Below are 13,746 nucleotides of genomic sequence, written 5' to 3'. Positions count from 1 at the left end.
GGGTGGGGGGAGACGGGGAATCCCGGTGGCCGGCGGCCCGTGCGGCCGAACGACGAATGGAACAGGGCGGCCGCGCTGTGCGCGGGACAGCTGCCGCTGGTGTGGCTGGCGTGGTGGCTCGCCCTGGAGGCGGGCGGGGACGACTACGGGTACCCGGGCGGCGCCTACCTGGGCATCTGCTGCGTGCCGGTGGTTCTGCCACTGCTCGGGCTCGTGCACGCGACCTTGCAGATCACACCCGCGGCGGCCCTGGCCGGCCTGCGGCCCGGCGCCCTCCGGGGCCCGGAGTGGGCCTGGCACCTGGGCGTCTCCGTACTGATCGGCGCCGGCTGGTCGGTGCTGGGACGCCTGCTGTGGGGGTGGCCGCTCGGCGACACCCTCCCGTGGTTCGCCGGGGTCGGTGTCCTGCCGGTGCTGGTCCTCGACCGCCTGCGCGGACGGCCGTGGAGAGGGCGGAGGGTCTGGCTCGGTTCGGCGGTCGCGAGCTTCGTCCTCTTCGTCGGGTGCGGCATACCGGCGGCGGCCCTGACCGACGACTACGAGCCCCCTCGGATGGCCGCCGGCCAGCTCGCCGGGGACTGGCACGGCGCGCACGGGAGCCTGCTGCGGCTGAACCCGGCCGGACGGGCCGAGCTGACCCGCCTGCCGGCCCGACGGGGTGCCGGCGAGGAGGGTGACTTCTCCGTGTGCGACGGGACCGGCACGTGGACGCTCGAACGGGACAACGAGTTCCTGAACACCGACCGCGACGCCGTCCTCCTGCGCCCCGACGGCGAGTGCGGCGGGGAAACGTACTGGACGGTCGGCGGCACCGAACAGGACCCGGAACTCTTCGTGCTGCTCGGCGACCCCGACTCCGGTGACCTGCGCGTCCTCACCCGGCGCTGAGGCTCAGCCCGGCAGGCGTGACACCCGCCCCGCCTCCCGTTTCGCCACCGCCCCGGCGATCCGGCCCGCGTCGATCGACAGCTCCCGCAGCATCCCGCTGATCGGATTGGTGAACCCGGTGAAGTACAGGCCGGGCGCACCGGCCGGGGCGCGGCCCCCGTGGGCGACCGGCCGGCCGGTGTCGTCGAGGACGCCGAGGTGGCCGACCAGGCCCTCCAGGCCCCGCCGGTACCCCGTGGCCGCGATCACCGCGTCGGGGGCGACGCGGGTGCCGTCGGCCAGGAGGACCTTGCCGTCCTCGAAGCCGTCCATCGCGGCGACGACCTCCACCCGGCCCGCGCGCACCGCGTCGATCAGGCCGACGTCCTGCACCGGGATGGCGCCCTGCGCGACCCGGCTGTAGAGCCCGGTGCCGGGACGCGGCAGCCCCTGGGCCGACAGGTCGGGCACGCTCATCCGGGCCACCGGCCGGGCCAGCCGGTCGACCAGCGCGACCGGCAGCCGCCGGCACAGGACGCCGGTGTACTGGGCGGGCCACCCGGCGGTCGAGCGGCGCACGATGTGCGGCGCCGTGCGCACCGAGAGCCGGACCCGGGCGGCCCCGCCCTCCACCAGGTCCACGGCGATCTCCGCACCCGTGTTGCCGACCCCGACCACCAGCACGTCCCGACCGGCGTACGGGGCCGGGACACGGTACTCGGCGGCGTGCCGGAACTCCCCGGTGTACGTGTCCCGGCCGGGCCACTCGGGCACCCGCGGGGTGTGGTTGTACCCGGTGGCGACCACCACCGCGGCGCCGGTCAGCTCCCGGCCCCCGGAGGCGTGCAGCAGCCAGCCCGCGCCGTCGGGAGCGCGCTCGACGCGGAAGACCTCGACCCCGGTGACGATCTCCAGCTGGTGGTGCTCGGCGTACTTCTCCAGGTAGCGCACCACGTCGTCGCGGGCCACCCACCGCCCGAAGCGGCGCGGCATCGGCAGGCCGGGCAGTGCCGACAGCCGGCGGGTGGTGTGCAGCCGCAGCCGGTCGTAGTGGCGCCGCCAGGAGGAACCGACGCCGTCGGCCCGCTCCAGGACCACGGCCCGCAGACCCCGGGCGCGCAGCGCGTGCGCGACGGCGAGACCGCCGGGACCGGCGCCTATGACGTACACGGGGCGGTCCGCGGGGTGTGCGGGCTGCTGCGGGTCAGCGGACGCTGTGGAGTCGGCCATGCGGCGAGCGTATGCGCGCACCCGCTTGATGGGTCTCGGTCAAGACCGGAATCGGTTGCGGATCGGTCACGGACCGCCGCCGTCGGATTGAATGGACGGATGGCCCACACACGTCTGCACACCCTCGACCCCGCCCTCTCCCGCACCGAACCGCGCGGCCACGGCCTGCGCCTGGCCGCCTGGGACGCCGGTTCGGACGCCGACGCGCAAGCGTGGCTGCGCGGCCACCTGGACCCCGACTTCCAGCGCTGGAACACGCCGCTCAAGCTCTGGACCGACCTCGCCGGGGCCCGCGAGTCGCTGCGCGCACGGGCGCGCGACGCGGCGGACGGCAGGTCGGCGTCGTTCCGGATCACGGACGACGAGAGCGGTACGACGCTGGGCGGAATCAGCGTCAACGAGATCAGCAGGCAGATGAGGGTGGCCCGGGTCGGCTACTGGGTGCTGGCCGAGGCCCGCGGCCGCGGCGTCGCCACCCGGGCCCTGCTCCTCGCCTCCCGCTGGGCCTACGCCGAACTCGGCCTGCACCGCCTGGAACTCGGCCACGCCGTCGGGCACGACGCCTCCTGCCGGGTCGCCGAGCGGAGCGGCTACGTGGCCGAGGGCACCCTGCGCGAGGCGATGTTCGAGGCGGGTCGGCACGACGCGTTCCGGGACGTGCACCTGCACGCGCGTCTGGCGACGGACGAGGAACCGACGGCGCCCGGCGCGAGCTGAGCGCCGGACGCCGGTGCGCGGTGGCTGCCCGCCGCGCGGTGAGCGCCGCTCACGGCCACAGCAGCCGCCGGTCCCAACCGCCGTCCTCCGCACGCCGGTAGGACAGCCGTACGTGGCGCCGGCGGGCGTCCCCCTGGAAGAACTCGACCTCGTCGGGGCGCAGCCGGTACAGCGTCCAGCTCGGTACCGGCGCGTCCGGTTCCCGCCCGGCCCGCTCCCAGGCCGCCTGGGAGACGCGGGCCAGCTCCTCGGCCGACGCCAGCTCCTCGCTCTGCCGCCCGGTGAGGGCCGCGGCCAGGGCGCCCGCCGACCGCGCGTGCAGATCGGCCCGCGCCTGCTCGGCCGGGGCAGTGGAGACCGGGCCGCGTACCCGCACCTGGCGGCCCAGCGCCGGCCAGTAGAAGACGAGCGCGGCGTACGGGCGGGTGGCGAGGTGGCGGCCCTTGCGGCTGCCGGCGTGTGTGGCGAACGCCCAGCCGTCCGTGTCCGCGCCGTGCAGCATCACGATCCGCGCGTCGGGCAGGCCCTCGGCGTCCGCCGTGGCCAGCGACACCGTGTGCGGCTCGCGCTCCCCGGCCGCGACCGCCTCGGCGAACCACCGGGTGAACAGCTCCAGCGGGTCGCCGGGCGCGGTGGACGGGTCGAAGGGCGGCAGCTCGGTGACCGCGGCGTCCCACACCCGCAGCGACCTGAGCAGCTCGGGCAGGTCGCTCACACGGAGCCCAGGTCGGAGGAGAGCCAGCGCTCGGGGCGCATCCGGACGACGACCTGATCGCCGTGGCTCGCCTGGGAGAAGGCGACGTAGTCGTCGACCTTCTCGGCGGGGAGGTAGCGCGCGGACATCTCCCGCAGGTGCGCCTCGGTCGCGGTGAGCGTCCCGACGACCGGGCCCTCCACCGACACGTAGCGGACGGTGGGCTCCAGCCGGTCGACCATCAGGGAGAACCGGCCCGCCTCGCGGATCAGCTTGTTCTTGCGGCTGTCGAGTCCGGTCATGATCCACACCTCGCCGCCGGGCTCGTACTGGTACCAGATCGGCACGGTCAGCGGGGCACGGCCCGCCTGCGCGTCGACCGCCAGTGCGGCGATGTGCGGCTCGGCCAGGAACGTCTCACGCTCTGCGCGGGTCAGGGCCATCGAGGTCTCCTCCAGCTGGTGCGGGCACGGTCGGTTGGCACAACAGCGGGCGGGCGGGCGGCTGTTCCCCGTCCGCGGCCACCGCGGGGCTGGACTTCGAGGCGCTGGACGCCGTGTCGGTGCGGCCGGAGGGGCCGGGGCACGGTCGCCGAGTCCGAGCGGGGGCGGCCGACGGGGCGGGCGAAAGGTCCAAGGGGCAGGCGTACGAGCCGGAGGCACGGCGGGCAGGAGACGCGGCAAAGATGACAGGCTGCCGCGCGGCGTACTACTTCGAGGGCTTCTTCCCGGTGATGCCGAGATACGTCAACAGGGCGAGAGTGGGCTTGAGTTCAGCCTGTTTCACACCCCACGAGGAGAAACCCTTCTGGTGCGAAGCGGCGGCCGCGAGCATGACGACCAGTGACCCGGCGACGGCCGCGGGGTTCACGTCCTTGTCGACCCGGCCCTTGGCCTGAAGATCGGCCACGGAATCCGCGAGGGAGGAATTCACCGAATTCAGGATCTTCATGCGGATCTTGGAGAACCGTTTGTCGCCCTCCGCCGCGCCGAGATCCACGACTCGGAGAATCGCGTCGTTCTTCCTCCAGAACTCCAGGAATCCGTCGACGAGTTCCTGAGCCGTCTGCCAGCCGGCCTTGCCGACCCAGGAGCGGTCCGCCGTCAGTTCGGCCAGCGAGGAACTCTCGGCGGCCATACGCTCGGCGATCTCCAGAACGGCGCCCTCGACGTCCGGGAAGTACTGGTAGAAGGTCGCGGGCGACGTGCCCGCCTTGCGGGCGACATCGATGACTTTGACATCGCGATAGGGGGAGGAGCTGAGCATTTCACTGAGGCAGTCGAGCAGTTTCTGCCTGGTCGCCTGCCCACGTCGACCGGCCACGCGGCCGTCGACGGTACGCACTTGTCCTGTCATGCCGGTCAGCTTACCGACGGGTGATCCGAGCGCGATTCGGCCGACTGCAAATGGGGTGCGGGAGCGGAGAGGGACTGGTGTGCCTGGTCTGCGCGGTGCGGGCGTCGCGGTTACTTTGACGGCATGGCCGAAAACGGGGCATCCGAGAAGAGGGCGTCAGCCCGTCCGTCCGACCACCGGGAGGGTGTTCCCTGCTGGGTGGACGCACAGCTCTCCGACGTGGAGGCGGGCAAGCGTTTCTACGGCGAGCTGTTCGGCTGGACCTTCGAGGAGGAGTCGCCCGCGGGGAACGCGCAGGGCGCGGGGGACGCGGGGCGGTCCGTGCGGGCGTGCCTGGACGGCGAGCCCGTCGCCGCGCTGGTCCGCAAGACGGACGGCCGGATGCCCACCGTGTGGTCCGTGTACTTCCACACCCCCGACGCCGCCGCCCTGGCCGGGCGGATCCGGGCGGGCGGCGGCCAGGTCGTCACCCCGCCCCACCCGGTCGGCGACCTGGGCACCGCGGCCCTCGCCGCGGACCCCCAGGGCGCGGTCTTCGGGCTCTGGCAGCCGGGCCGCCGCACCGGCTTCGGACGCCGCCACGAGCCCGGCGCCTTCGCCTGGGCCGAGCTGTACACCCGGGACACCGAGGCCGCCAACGCCTTCTACGGCGACCTGTTCCACGACGCGCTCTTCGGCCCGGATGCCTCTCCCGACTTCGGCCGCGCCCCGGTCTCCGACGTCTTCCCCGCCGAGATGCCGCCGCACTTCCTCGTCCACTTCCTCGTCGAGGACGCCGAGGCCGCGCTCGGGGCGGTGACCGCGCTCGGCGGCCGGGTGCGGGTGCCGCCCTTCGAGACGTCGTACGGGAGGGCGGCCGTCGTCTCGGACGGCCAGGGGGCGTCGTTCGCACTCCTGCAGCGCTGAGCGGGATGCGCAGGGCCGGGCGCGGGCGTAGGCTCTGAGCTTTGCCCGTAATCAGGCAGGACACCCCGATTGTCGCCAGGTTCGCCACCAGCGCTCCGGACAGGAAGAATCGGGGTGCGTGGCGCCACGGACGTGCGGTGGTGAGACGCTGCACTTCGGTCGCGTACATATGTGGGTGGCGCGGCTCGTACGGGGAGGTGGCAGGCAAGTGGTGGATCAGCTGACACAGCACGATCCGCGGCGCATCGGGCCGTTCGAGGTGCTGGGCCGGCTCGGCGCCGGCGGCATGGGGCTGGTCTATCTCGCGCGCTCGGCGTCCGGGCGGCGCGTGGCGATCAAGACGGTGCGCACCGAGCTGGCGGAGGACCAGCTGTTCCGCGTCCGCTTCACCCGAGAGGTGGAGGCCGCCCGCGCGGTCTCGGGCTTCTACACGGCCGCCGTGGTCGACGCCGACCCGCGCGCCGCCGTGCCGTGGCTGGCCACGGCCTACGTGCCCGCTCCCTCCCTCGAGGAGATAGTGAACGAGTGCGGCCCCATGCCGGCCCAGGCGGTGCGCTGGCTGGCCGCGGGCGTCGCCGAGGCGCTCCAGTCGATCCACGGCGCCGGACTGGTCCACCGCGACCTGAAGCCCTCCAACGTCCTCGTCGTCGAGGACGGCCCCCGGGTGATCGACTTCGGCATCGCGTCCGGCGTCTCGAACACCCGCCTGACCATGACGAACGTCGCCGTCGGCACCCCCGCCTACATGTCCCCGGAGCAGGCGAAGGACTCCCGCAGCGTCACCGGCGCCAGTGACGTGTTCTCGCTCGGCTCCATGCTGGTCTTCGCCGCCACCGGCCACCCGCCCTTCCACGGGGCCAACCCGGTCGAGACGGTCTTCATGCTGCTGCGCGAGGGCCCCGACCTGGAAGGCCTCCCCGACGAGCTGCGCCCGCTCATCGAGTCCTGCATGCAGATGGAGGCCACCGGCCGCCCCAACCCCGCCGACCTCCAGTCCCAGCTCGCCCCGCACCTCTTCGGCTCCGGCTCCGACGACAGCGGTACGGCCTCCGCGTGGCTGCCCGAACGGGCCGTGGGCCTGATCGAGGGACGCCGGGGCGGACGCCCCGCGATCAAGCCCGCCACGACGGCGGGCGGCCGCGGCCCGGGCCCGGCCGGCGGCCGCCCCGCCGTCCCCGCGCCCCCGCTGCCGCCCCCGCCCTCGCACGACCCCGTCGTCCCGGCGCCGCCCGCGCACGGACCGGCGGTACCCGTGCCCGACGGCGGTCCGGTCCGGCTGGCCGGCGCGGCCGTGCCCATCGGTCCCGGCCCGCGCGTCGCCGACATGCGCGCCGCCGCCGTCGCCGCGCCCCCGCCGGAGTCGGCCCTCGCCGCGTCCTGGTCCCGCCCGCGCCCCGGCGTCAACGGCGCCGACCCCGCCGTACCGGCCGCGCCGCCCGTGCCGCCCCCGTCCCCGGAGGCCTCGCCGGCCGGCTGGCGCCCCTGGCGGTTCCGGATGTCCAACGACGTCTGGGGCACCCCCCGCGTCGCCGGGGAACTCGTCTACGTCACCTCCTTCGAGGTGCACGCCCTGGACGTGGCCACCGGACGGCGCCGCTTCAAGACCCGGGACGTCGCCTGGTCGATGGCGGTCGCGGACGGCCGCGTCCACGCCTCCGACGGCCCCACCCTCTTCGCCCTGGACGCCCGCGAGGGCGCCGACCTCTGGCGCGTCCAGACGGACGCCTGGGTGTACTCCCTCCAGGCCGAGCGGGGCACGGTCCTCACCGCCACCCGCGGCGGCGGCGTCCAGGGCTGGGAGGCCTCGACCGGCCAGAAGCTGTGGGAGGTCACCGGCGCCCAGACCGACTTCGAGTCCCCCGAGGCCGGCGCCGCGCTCCACGACGGCACCGCGTACGTCTGGCAGGACGCCCGGCTGCGCGCCCTGGACGCCCGTACCGGCGACGAGAGGTGGTCGTACCCGATCGGCGACGCGGCCTCCTGCGGCGGCGTCCCGGTCCGCCTCGGCCAGGCCCCCGACGGCTACGTGTACGTCGCGGCCGGCACCCGGGTCCTCGCCCTGGAGGTCGCCTCCGGCCACGTCCGCTGGCACTTCGAGGCCCCGGCCGTCTTCCTCGCCCCGCCCACCTTCGTGCCGGGCCCGGCGGTGACCGGCGGCGGGGTCTACCTCGCCGACTACCTCGGCACCGTCTACGCCCTCGACGCCACCGACGGCCGCGACCGCTGGCGCATCGCGACCGAGGCCCGCTCCTCGACCGACCCGGTCCTGGTCGCCGCCGGCCACGTCCACGTGGGCAGCGGCAAGGGCCTCTACACCCTGGACGCGGTCACCGGCACCCCCAAGTGGCGCTTCCAGGCGGGCGGCGACATCGTGGGCGCCCCCGCGGTCGCCGAGGGCCGCATCCACTTCGGCTCGACGGACCACCTGCTCTACACCCTGAAGGCCGACGACGGCCGCCTGCGCTGGAAGCTCGCCACCGGCGGCGAGATCACCGGCTCCCCGGTCGTCCGCGACGGCATCGTGTACGCGTGCAGCAAGGACCGCTGCGTATACGCGCTGGACGCGGAGAAGGGCACGGGGACGGCACGTACGACGTGAGGGCGCTCACGGGGCGACGGCCCCGTACGGCGTGAGCGGCCGTGGCCGACCGGTGACGTGTCCGTGACATGCACCCCCTAGCGTGATCGCCATGACGACACGGGGGCGGGCACTCAGGTACACGGCGATCTCGGCACTGGTGGTCCTCAGCCTGACCGGCTTCTCGACCGGCCGCCACGGTCACGGGGGCGACGGTGGGGGCGGCTGCAGCAGTTCGGGCCAGGACCACGACGGCTCGTCGTCCTCGTCGGGCGGCGGCGCCTACAAGGACGACGACGACACGTACAGCGGCAGCGGCGGCGGCAGCAGCGGCGACGACTACGACGACGACACCTACGACGACGCGAGCGGCGGTGGCGGCGGTGACGAGGCCGAGGCAGCGGCCCTGACCCTGGTCGCCTGCGCCAAGGAGTCGGAGCCGTACGCCACGGTCGAGGTCACCAACCCGAACGCCGTCGAGTACACGTTCCCCGTCACGGTGCTCTTCAAGGACGCGGCCGGCACGACGCTCGGCGAGGGCAGCGAGGAGGTCACCGTCCCCGCGGAGGGGGTGGGCGCGGTCCGCGTCCCCTTCGACGGCTCCGACGCCCCCGACCACTGCGAACTGGACCACACGGTGACCGCGCCGCTGCCCGCCTCCTAGGGCGCGCGGCGGCACCGGCACCGACGGAGGGGGACAAGGGAATGGACCCGAACGACCCGGCAGCCCCTACCGCGGCCGCCCTGCGCCTGCGGCGGGCGGTCGCCCGGACCGGGGACGCCACGCGGGGACGCGCCCCCACCGGCCACCGCCCGGAGGACGCCGACGACCTCCGGGGCACCTTCGCCACCGACGGGGCACTGGGCTTCGACCCCTTCCCCCTCCTCCGGGCGCTCCACGACGCCCGCTCGCACGCCGTGGTCGTCGGCCAGGTCGCCGGCATCATGCACGGCTCCACGGAACTGACCGGAGACCTCGACCTGCTCTGGGACGGCACCCCCGGCGAGGCCCGCGCCCTGCGCGAGGCGCTCGCCCGGTCCGGCTGCGCCGAACCACCCGACCTCGACCGCTCCCAGGTCGCCTACCGGGTGCCCGGCGCCGACGGCGACCTGTGCACCCCGGCCCTCCCCTGGGGCGCCATGGACGTCGCGCCCTGCCTGACCCGGGCGGACACCACGCGCGACCCGGCCGGCTTCACCGTCCGCTACGTCGCGCTCGACGACCTGATCCGCATGCGCCGCGCCCTCGGCCGTCCGAAGGACCTCCGCCGCGCGGACGAGCTCGCGCGACTCGGTGGGCGGGTCTGAGACCGTCCCCCCTCACGCCGTACGACACACGGCGGCCGCGGCGGCTCCCCTCCGCGCCGCCGCGGCCGATCCCCGTGCGGGAAAGGGTCTACTTGCCGTCGCCGTCCAGGTCCAGGGCGGGCGGGGCCGGCATGGGGTTCTCCATGGTCCTGACGTCGGGCTTGGCCGGTCCGCTGGGCATCGGGTTCTCCAGCGTCCTGACGGCCCCGTCCTTCGGCGGCGCGGGCATGGGGTTCTCGAGCGTCGTGAAGGTCTCGTCGGAGGCCGCCTCGCCCGTGGCCGTCGCTTCCGTGTCCTGCTGGTTCTCGCTCATGGGCTTGGTCCCTCCGGTGTAACGACATGTGGCGAACGCCCGCCCGGTAGCTCCCCCGTAGGCCGCCGGGCGGGCGTCGGAGCCGCACCATAACCGGTCGGCTCCCGTCAGACCGTCTGCCCCCCGACGCGACGGTGTGACGGGTACGACCATGCCGGGGGGCGATAAACGAATGCTGAACGCCCGTCGTACGCGGCCGACTCACGCGGCCGAAGCGGGCCTGAGCAGGGCCCTCGCCTCGCTCGCCTCCTCGGCGCCCTCCTGCTCGTACAGCCGCAGGGCCTTGCTCCAGCAGGCCCTGGCCCGGTCCGTCTGCTCCAGCCCGGACAGGGCCCGGCCCAGCAGGGTCAGGACGTTGCCCTGCATGCGGTCACCCCCGATGCAGCCCAGCGCGAGGGCCTGTTCGGCGTGCTGCGCCGCCTGCGCGGGACGCTGGGCGGCGAGGTGGACCTCGGCGATGCGGTAGTTCGTCGTGCCCTCCCACAGCCGCTGCCGGTGCGCGGTGAAGATCGTCAATGCCTCGGAGAAGTGCCCGAGCGCCTCCGTGTGCCGGTCGGCCCGGTTGAGGGCGATGCCCAGCGCGTAGTGGCTGTTGGCCAGACGCACGGTCCTGCCGAACTCGGCGTGCGCGTCCAGCCCCCGCCGCGCGAAGTCCACGGCCTGGGCGACGTCGCCGGCTCCCAGGTGGGCCCGCGAGAGGTTGCACAGGGCCGTCGCCTCGGGCGGACGGTTGCACAGGGCGCGGAATCCCTCGATGGCCCGCTCGAAGAACGGCTTGCTGTCGGTGTGCCGTCCCTGGTGCAGGCAGATGAGCCCCAGGCTGTTGGCGACCCAGCTCACCGCGGCGCCGTCGTCGACGGACTCCGCGAGCCGCATGGCCAGCCGCGACTCCACCTCCGCCTGCGGGATGCGGCCGGTCACCAGCAGGACGTCGGTGAGCACCGTCCGTGCCCGTCCCTCGGCCAGGGTGTCGCCGGCCGTGCGCGTCGCCTCGCACATCCCCCTGGCCGTCGCCTCGTACTGGTGGGAGTCGGCCCCGGACTCCGTGAGGTCCTTGGCCGCCCACAGCAGGTCCACCGCACGCCGCAGCCTGCCCGTCCCCACGGACTGCCGCACGCACGCCAGCAGCGGCCCAGCCTCGGTGTACAGCCAGTCCAGGGCCGCCGACCCCTCGGTGAACGTCAGGCCCGGGTACTCCGTCGGCTCCAGGCCGTCCACCAGCCGGTCCCCGGGCCGCTCGATCGCGTACACCCCCGCGGCCGTCGCCAGGTAGAAGTCCAGCAGCCGCGACAGCGCCGCCGCCCGCTCGCCGGGCGGCTGCTCGTCCCGCTCCGCGCACGCACGCGCGTAGAGGCGGACCAGGTCGTGGAGGCGGTAGCGGCCCGGCGCCGCCGATTCGAGCAACGACGTGTCCACCAGGGACTCCAGGAGGTCCTCCGTGTCCTGCGCCGGGAGGTCCAGGACCGCCGCCGCGGCCGCGAGGGAGATGTCCGGGCCGTCCGCCAGACCCAGCAGCCGGAAGGCGCGGGCCTGGGCCGGTTCCAGCTGGCCGTAGCCCAGTTCGAAGGTGGCCTCGACCGCCAGGTCACCGGCCTGCAGCTCGTCCAGACGGCGTCGCTCGTCCGCCAGCTTCGCCGCCAGCACGGAGACGGTCCACGTACGGCGGGCCGCCAGCCGGGACGCGGCGACGCGGATCGCCAGCGGCAGGAAACCGCACGCGCCGACCACGTCGAGCGCCGCCTTCCGCTCCGATGCCACCCGCTCCTCGCCCACGATCCTCGTGAAGAGGACCAGCGCCTCCTCGGGCGACATCACGTCCAGGTCGACCAGGTGCGCCCCGGCCAGGTCCACCATCCGCACCCGGGCCGTCACCAGCGCGGCGCAGCCCTCCGTGCCGGGCAGCAGCGGCCGCACCTGGGCGGCGTCGCGGGCGTTGTCCAGCAGGACGAGGACACGGCGGCCGTCCAGGACGGAGCGGTACAGGGCGGCCCGCTCCTCCAGCGAGTCGGGGACGGCCGAGTCGGCGGTGCCCAGGGCCCGCAGGAAGGAGCCCAGCACCGTCTCCGGCTCCGCGGGCCGCGCGCCGGCACCCTGGAGGTCGACGTACAGCTGCCCGTCCGGGAAGGCGGCCCGCGCCCGGTGGGCGACGTGCACCGCGAGGGTCGTCTTGCCGACGCCGCCGATGCCGGCCAGCGCCGACACCGCCATCACCCGGCCCGTCGTCGCGCCCCCGGACGCCGCGGACAGGACACCGCTCAGCTCGCGGACGAAGGACGCGCGACCGGTGAAGTCGGGCACCGTCGCCGGGAGTTGCGCCGGACGTACCGGGAGCGGCGCCGTGTCCGCGGCCGGTGCGGGAGGCTCCGCCAGGTGCGGATCGGCCCGGAGGATGCCCTGCTGGAGCTCCTGGAGGCCGGGGCGCGGGTCGACGCCCAGCTCGTCGGCGAGCAGGCGCCGCGTGTCCGCGTAGACCGCGAGGGCCTCCGCCTGGCGCCCGCTGCGGTACAGGGCCAGCATCAGCAGCTCCCGCAGGCGTTCGCGCAGGGGGTGGGCCGCCGTGAGCGCGGTCAGTTCCGAGACGGACTCGGCGTGGCAGCCCTGCTCGAGGTCCATGTCGAGGCGGGTCTCCAGGAGTTGCAGCCGCCATTCGCCCAGGCGGACGCGCTGCGTCTGGGCGTACGGGCCCGGTACGCCGGCCAGGACCTCGCCGTCCCACAGGGCCAGTGCCCGGCGCAGCAGGTCGCGGGCGTGGCCCAGGTCTCCGGAGCTCCTGGCCTTCTCGGCCTCGGCGGCCAGGTCCTGCGCCCTCGCCAGGTCCAACGCCCCCTCGGCCAGGCCCCGCACGGCGTACCCGCCCGACTCGCTGGCCAGCACGCCGGGGTCCAGGACCTTGCGCAGCCGGGACGCGTACGTCCGCACCGCCGCCAGCGCCTGCGACGGCGGCTCCTCGCCCCACAGGGCGTCGATCAGCTCGGCCGCCGTCGCCGTACGGCCCTCGCGGAGCAGCAGGGCGGCCAGCAGCGCGCGCTGCTGGGGTGAGCCGGTGGCCAGCGTCTCCTCGCCGCGCCAGGCACGCACCGGTCCGAGCACACCGAAGCGGAGCGCGGCCGGCCCGTCCGGTTCCGCCGGGGATCCGGGGCGCCGCTGCTCCGGAACCCGCGGTACACCGTCCATGCCGTCCCCCTAGACATCCTGAGCAACCAGGCCAGTTTGCCTTGTTCATGCCGACCGCGTCAGCCGTGGGAGACGCCGATCACAGGTTCCTCACCTGCTCCCTTGCCCCCGCAGCTCCACCCGTACCGTCAGCAGTCCCGTCCGGACGCCCATCGCCCGCACCACGAGGCCGTTGTAGCGGGGGAGGCGGCGCAGGCGGGCGAGCGGGTCGTCGTCGGGCAGGAGGTGGGCCGTTCCCGGGTACCAGCGGCCCCGCAGGCGCACCCGTACGCGCGGATCGGCCCGGATGTTGCGGACGTACTGGGACCGTTCCCCGAACTCCGACACCAGCCAGAAGGAGTCCCCGGTCCGGCGTCCGCCCACCGGGGTGCGGCGGGGGAGGCCGGAGACGCGGCCGGTGGTCTCCAGCAGGGTCTGCCCCGGAAGCCGGCGCACGACCGCGTTGAGCCGGCGCTGGAAGGCCGTCACGGCCCGGTACTTGCTCTCGGCCTTCTCGGCGGAGGACGACATCGTTCGTTCACGCTCCCGTCTCGTGTGCCTCCATGTTCTCCGGAAATCCTCTGGGGGAAGGTGTGGACGGGGCCGAGAGACGGGCGGTGCGGG

General features: G+C 74.7%; 13 protein-coding genes. 6 read left to right on the top strand and 7 right to left on the bottom strand.

What is annotated here, in order from left to right; translation table 11 throughout:
- Positions 1–39: 39 nt before the first annotated feature.
- A complete protein-coding gene (locus BJ961_RS33350) occupies positions 40–888 on the top strand; it encodes a hypothetical protein (protein WP_271416486.1) in 849 nt (282 codons plus the stop codon).
- Positions 889–891: 3 nt separating this feature from the next.
- Here the strand turns inward: BJ961_RS33350 and BJ961_RS33345 are convergent, their stop codons facing one another.
- Positions 892–2,097, bottom strand: a complete 1,206-nt coding sequence (locus BJ961_RS33345) for a flavin-containing monooxygenase (RefSeq protein ID WP_271416485.1) — start codon at positions 2,095–2,097, stop codon at positions 892–894.
- Positions 2,098–2,196: 99 nt separating this feature from the next.
- Between BJ961_RS33345 and BJ961_RS33340 the strand changes: the two genes are divergently transcribed.
- Positions 2,197–2,814, top strand: a complete 618-nt coding sequence (locus BJ961_RS33340) for a GNAT family N-acetyltransferase (protein WP_271416484.1) — start codon at positions 2,197–2,199, stop codon at positions 2,812–2,814.
- A gap of 49 nt (positions 2,815–2,863) precedes the next feature.
- On the opposite strand, the gene BJ961_RS33335 is transcribed toward BJ961_RS33340, so the two are convergent.
- The 3 genes from BJ961_RS33335 to BJ961_RS33325 all read right to left on the bottom strand — a co-directional run bounded on the left by BJ961_RS33335 (position 2,864) and on the right by BJ961_RS33325 (position 4,852).
- Entirely contained in the window at positions 2,864–3,529 is a 666-nt protein-coding gene (locus BJ961_RS33335) for a pyridoxine/pyridoxamine 5'-phosphate oxidase (RefSeq protein WP_271416483.1), read from the bottom strand.
- Positions 3,526–3,951: a pyridoxamine 5'-phosphate oxidase family protein gene (locus BJ961_RS33330; protein ID WP_271416482.1), complete on the bottom strand. Its 426-nt coding sequence runs from the start codon at positions 3,949–3,951 to the stop codon at positions 3,526–3,528. The genes BJ961_RS33335 and BJ961_RS33330 overlap by 4 nt, the downstream gene beginning before the upstream one ends.
- Before the next feature lie 265 nt (positions 3,952–4,216).
- On the bottom strand, positions 4,217–4,852 hold the full coding sequence (locus tag BJ961_RS33325; RefSeq protein ID WP_271417251.1) for a TetR family transcriptional regulator: 636 nt from the start codon (positions 4,850–4,852) through the stop codon (positions 4,217–4,219).
- Positions 4,853–4,987: 135 nt separating this feature from the next.
- On the opposite strand from BJ961_RS33325, the gene BJ961_RS33320 reads away from it, so the two are divergent.
- The 4 genes from BJ961_RS33320 (at position 4,988) to BJ961_RS33305 (ending at position 9,656) form a co-directional block, all read left to right on the top strand.
- Positions 4,988–5,770 carry a VOC family protein gene (locus BJ961_RS33320; protein ID WP_271416481.1) on the top strand — a complete coding sequence of 261 codons (783 nt, stop codon included), beginning with the start codon at positions 4,988–4,990 and terminating at the stop codon, positions 5,768–5,770.
- Between the two features lie 208 nt (positions 5,771–5,978).
- Positions 5,979–8,369, top strand: coding sequence for an outer membrane protein assembly factor BamB family protein (locus BJ961_RS33315; RefSeq protein ID WP_271416480.1), 2,391 nt, complete (start codon positions 5,979–5,981; stop codon positions 8,367–8,369).
- Between the two features lie 91 nt (positions 8,370–8,460).
- A complete protein-coding gene (locus BJ961_RS33310; RefSeq protein ID WP_271416479.1) occupies positions 8,461–9,012 on the top strand; it encodes a hypothetical protein in 552 nt (183 codons plus the stop codon).
- 41 nt (positions 9,013–9,053) lie between these two features.
- Positions 9,054–9,656 carry a hypothetical protein gene (locus BJ961_RS33305; protein ID WP_271416478.1) on the top strand — a complete coding sequence of 201 codons (603 nt, stop codon included), beginning with the start codon at positions 9,054–9,056 and terminating at the stop codon, positions 9,654–9,656.
- 88 nt (positions 9,657–9,744) lie between these two features.
- On the opposite strand, the gene BJ961_RS33300 is transcribed toward BJ961_RS33305, so the two are convergent.
- The 3 genes from BJ961_RS33300 to BJ961_RS33290 form a co-directional block, all read right to left on the bottom strand.
- Entirely contained in the window at positions 9,745–9,969 is a 225-nt protein-coding gene (locus tag BJ961_RS33300) for a sigma-like protein (protein ID WP_271416477.1), read from the bottom strand.
- Between the two features lie 201 nt (positions 9,970–10,170).
- Entirely contained in the window at positions 10,171–13,143 is a 2,973-nt protein-coding gene (locus BJ961_RS33295; protein ID WP_271416476.1) for an AfsR/SARP family transcriptional regulator, read from the bottom strand.
- Between the two features lie 90 nt (positions 13,144–13,233).
- Positions 13,234–13,653 (bottom strand): nitroreductase/quinone reductase family protein, encoded by a 420-nt coding sequence (locus BJ961_RS33290; RefSeq protein WP_271416475.1) that lies wholly within the window; start codon positions 13,651–13,653, stop codon positions 13,234–13,236.
- Positions 13,654–13,746 lie beyond the last annotated feature (93 nt).

It is taken from the genome of Streptomyces lienomycini (assembly GCF_027947595.1).
Lineage (GTDB): Bacteria > Actinomycetota > Actinomycetes > Streptomycetales > Streptomycetaceae > Streptomyces > Streptomyces lienomycini.
This window is presented reverse-complemented; position numbering and strand designations above follow the sequence as displayed.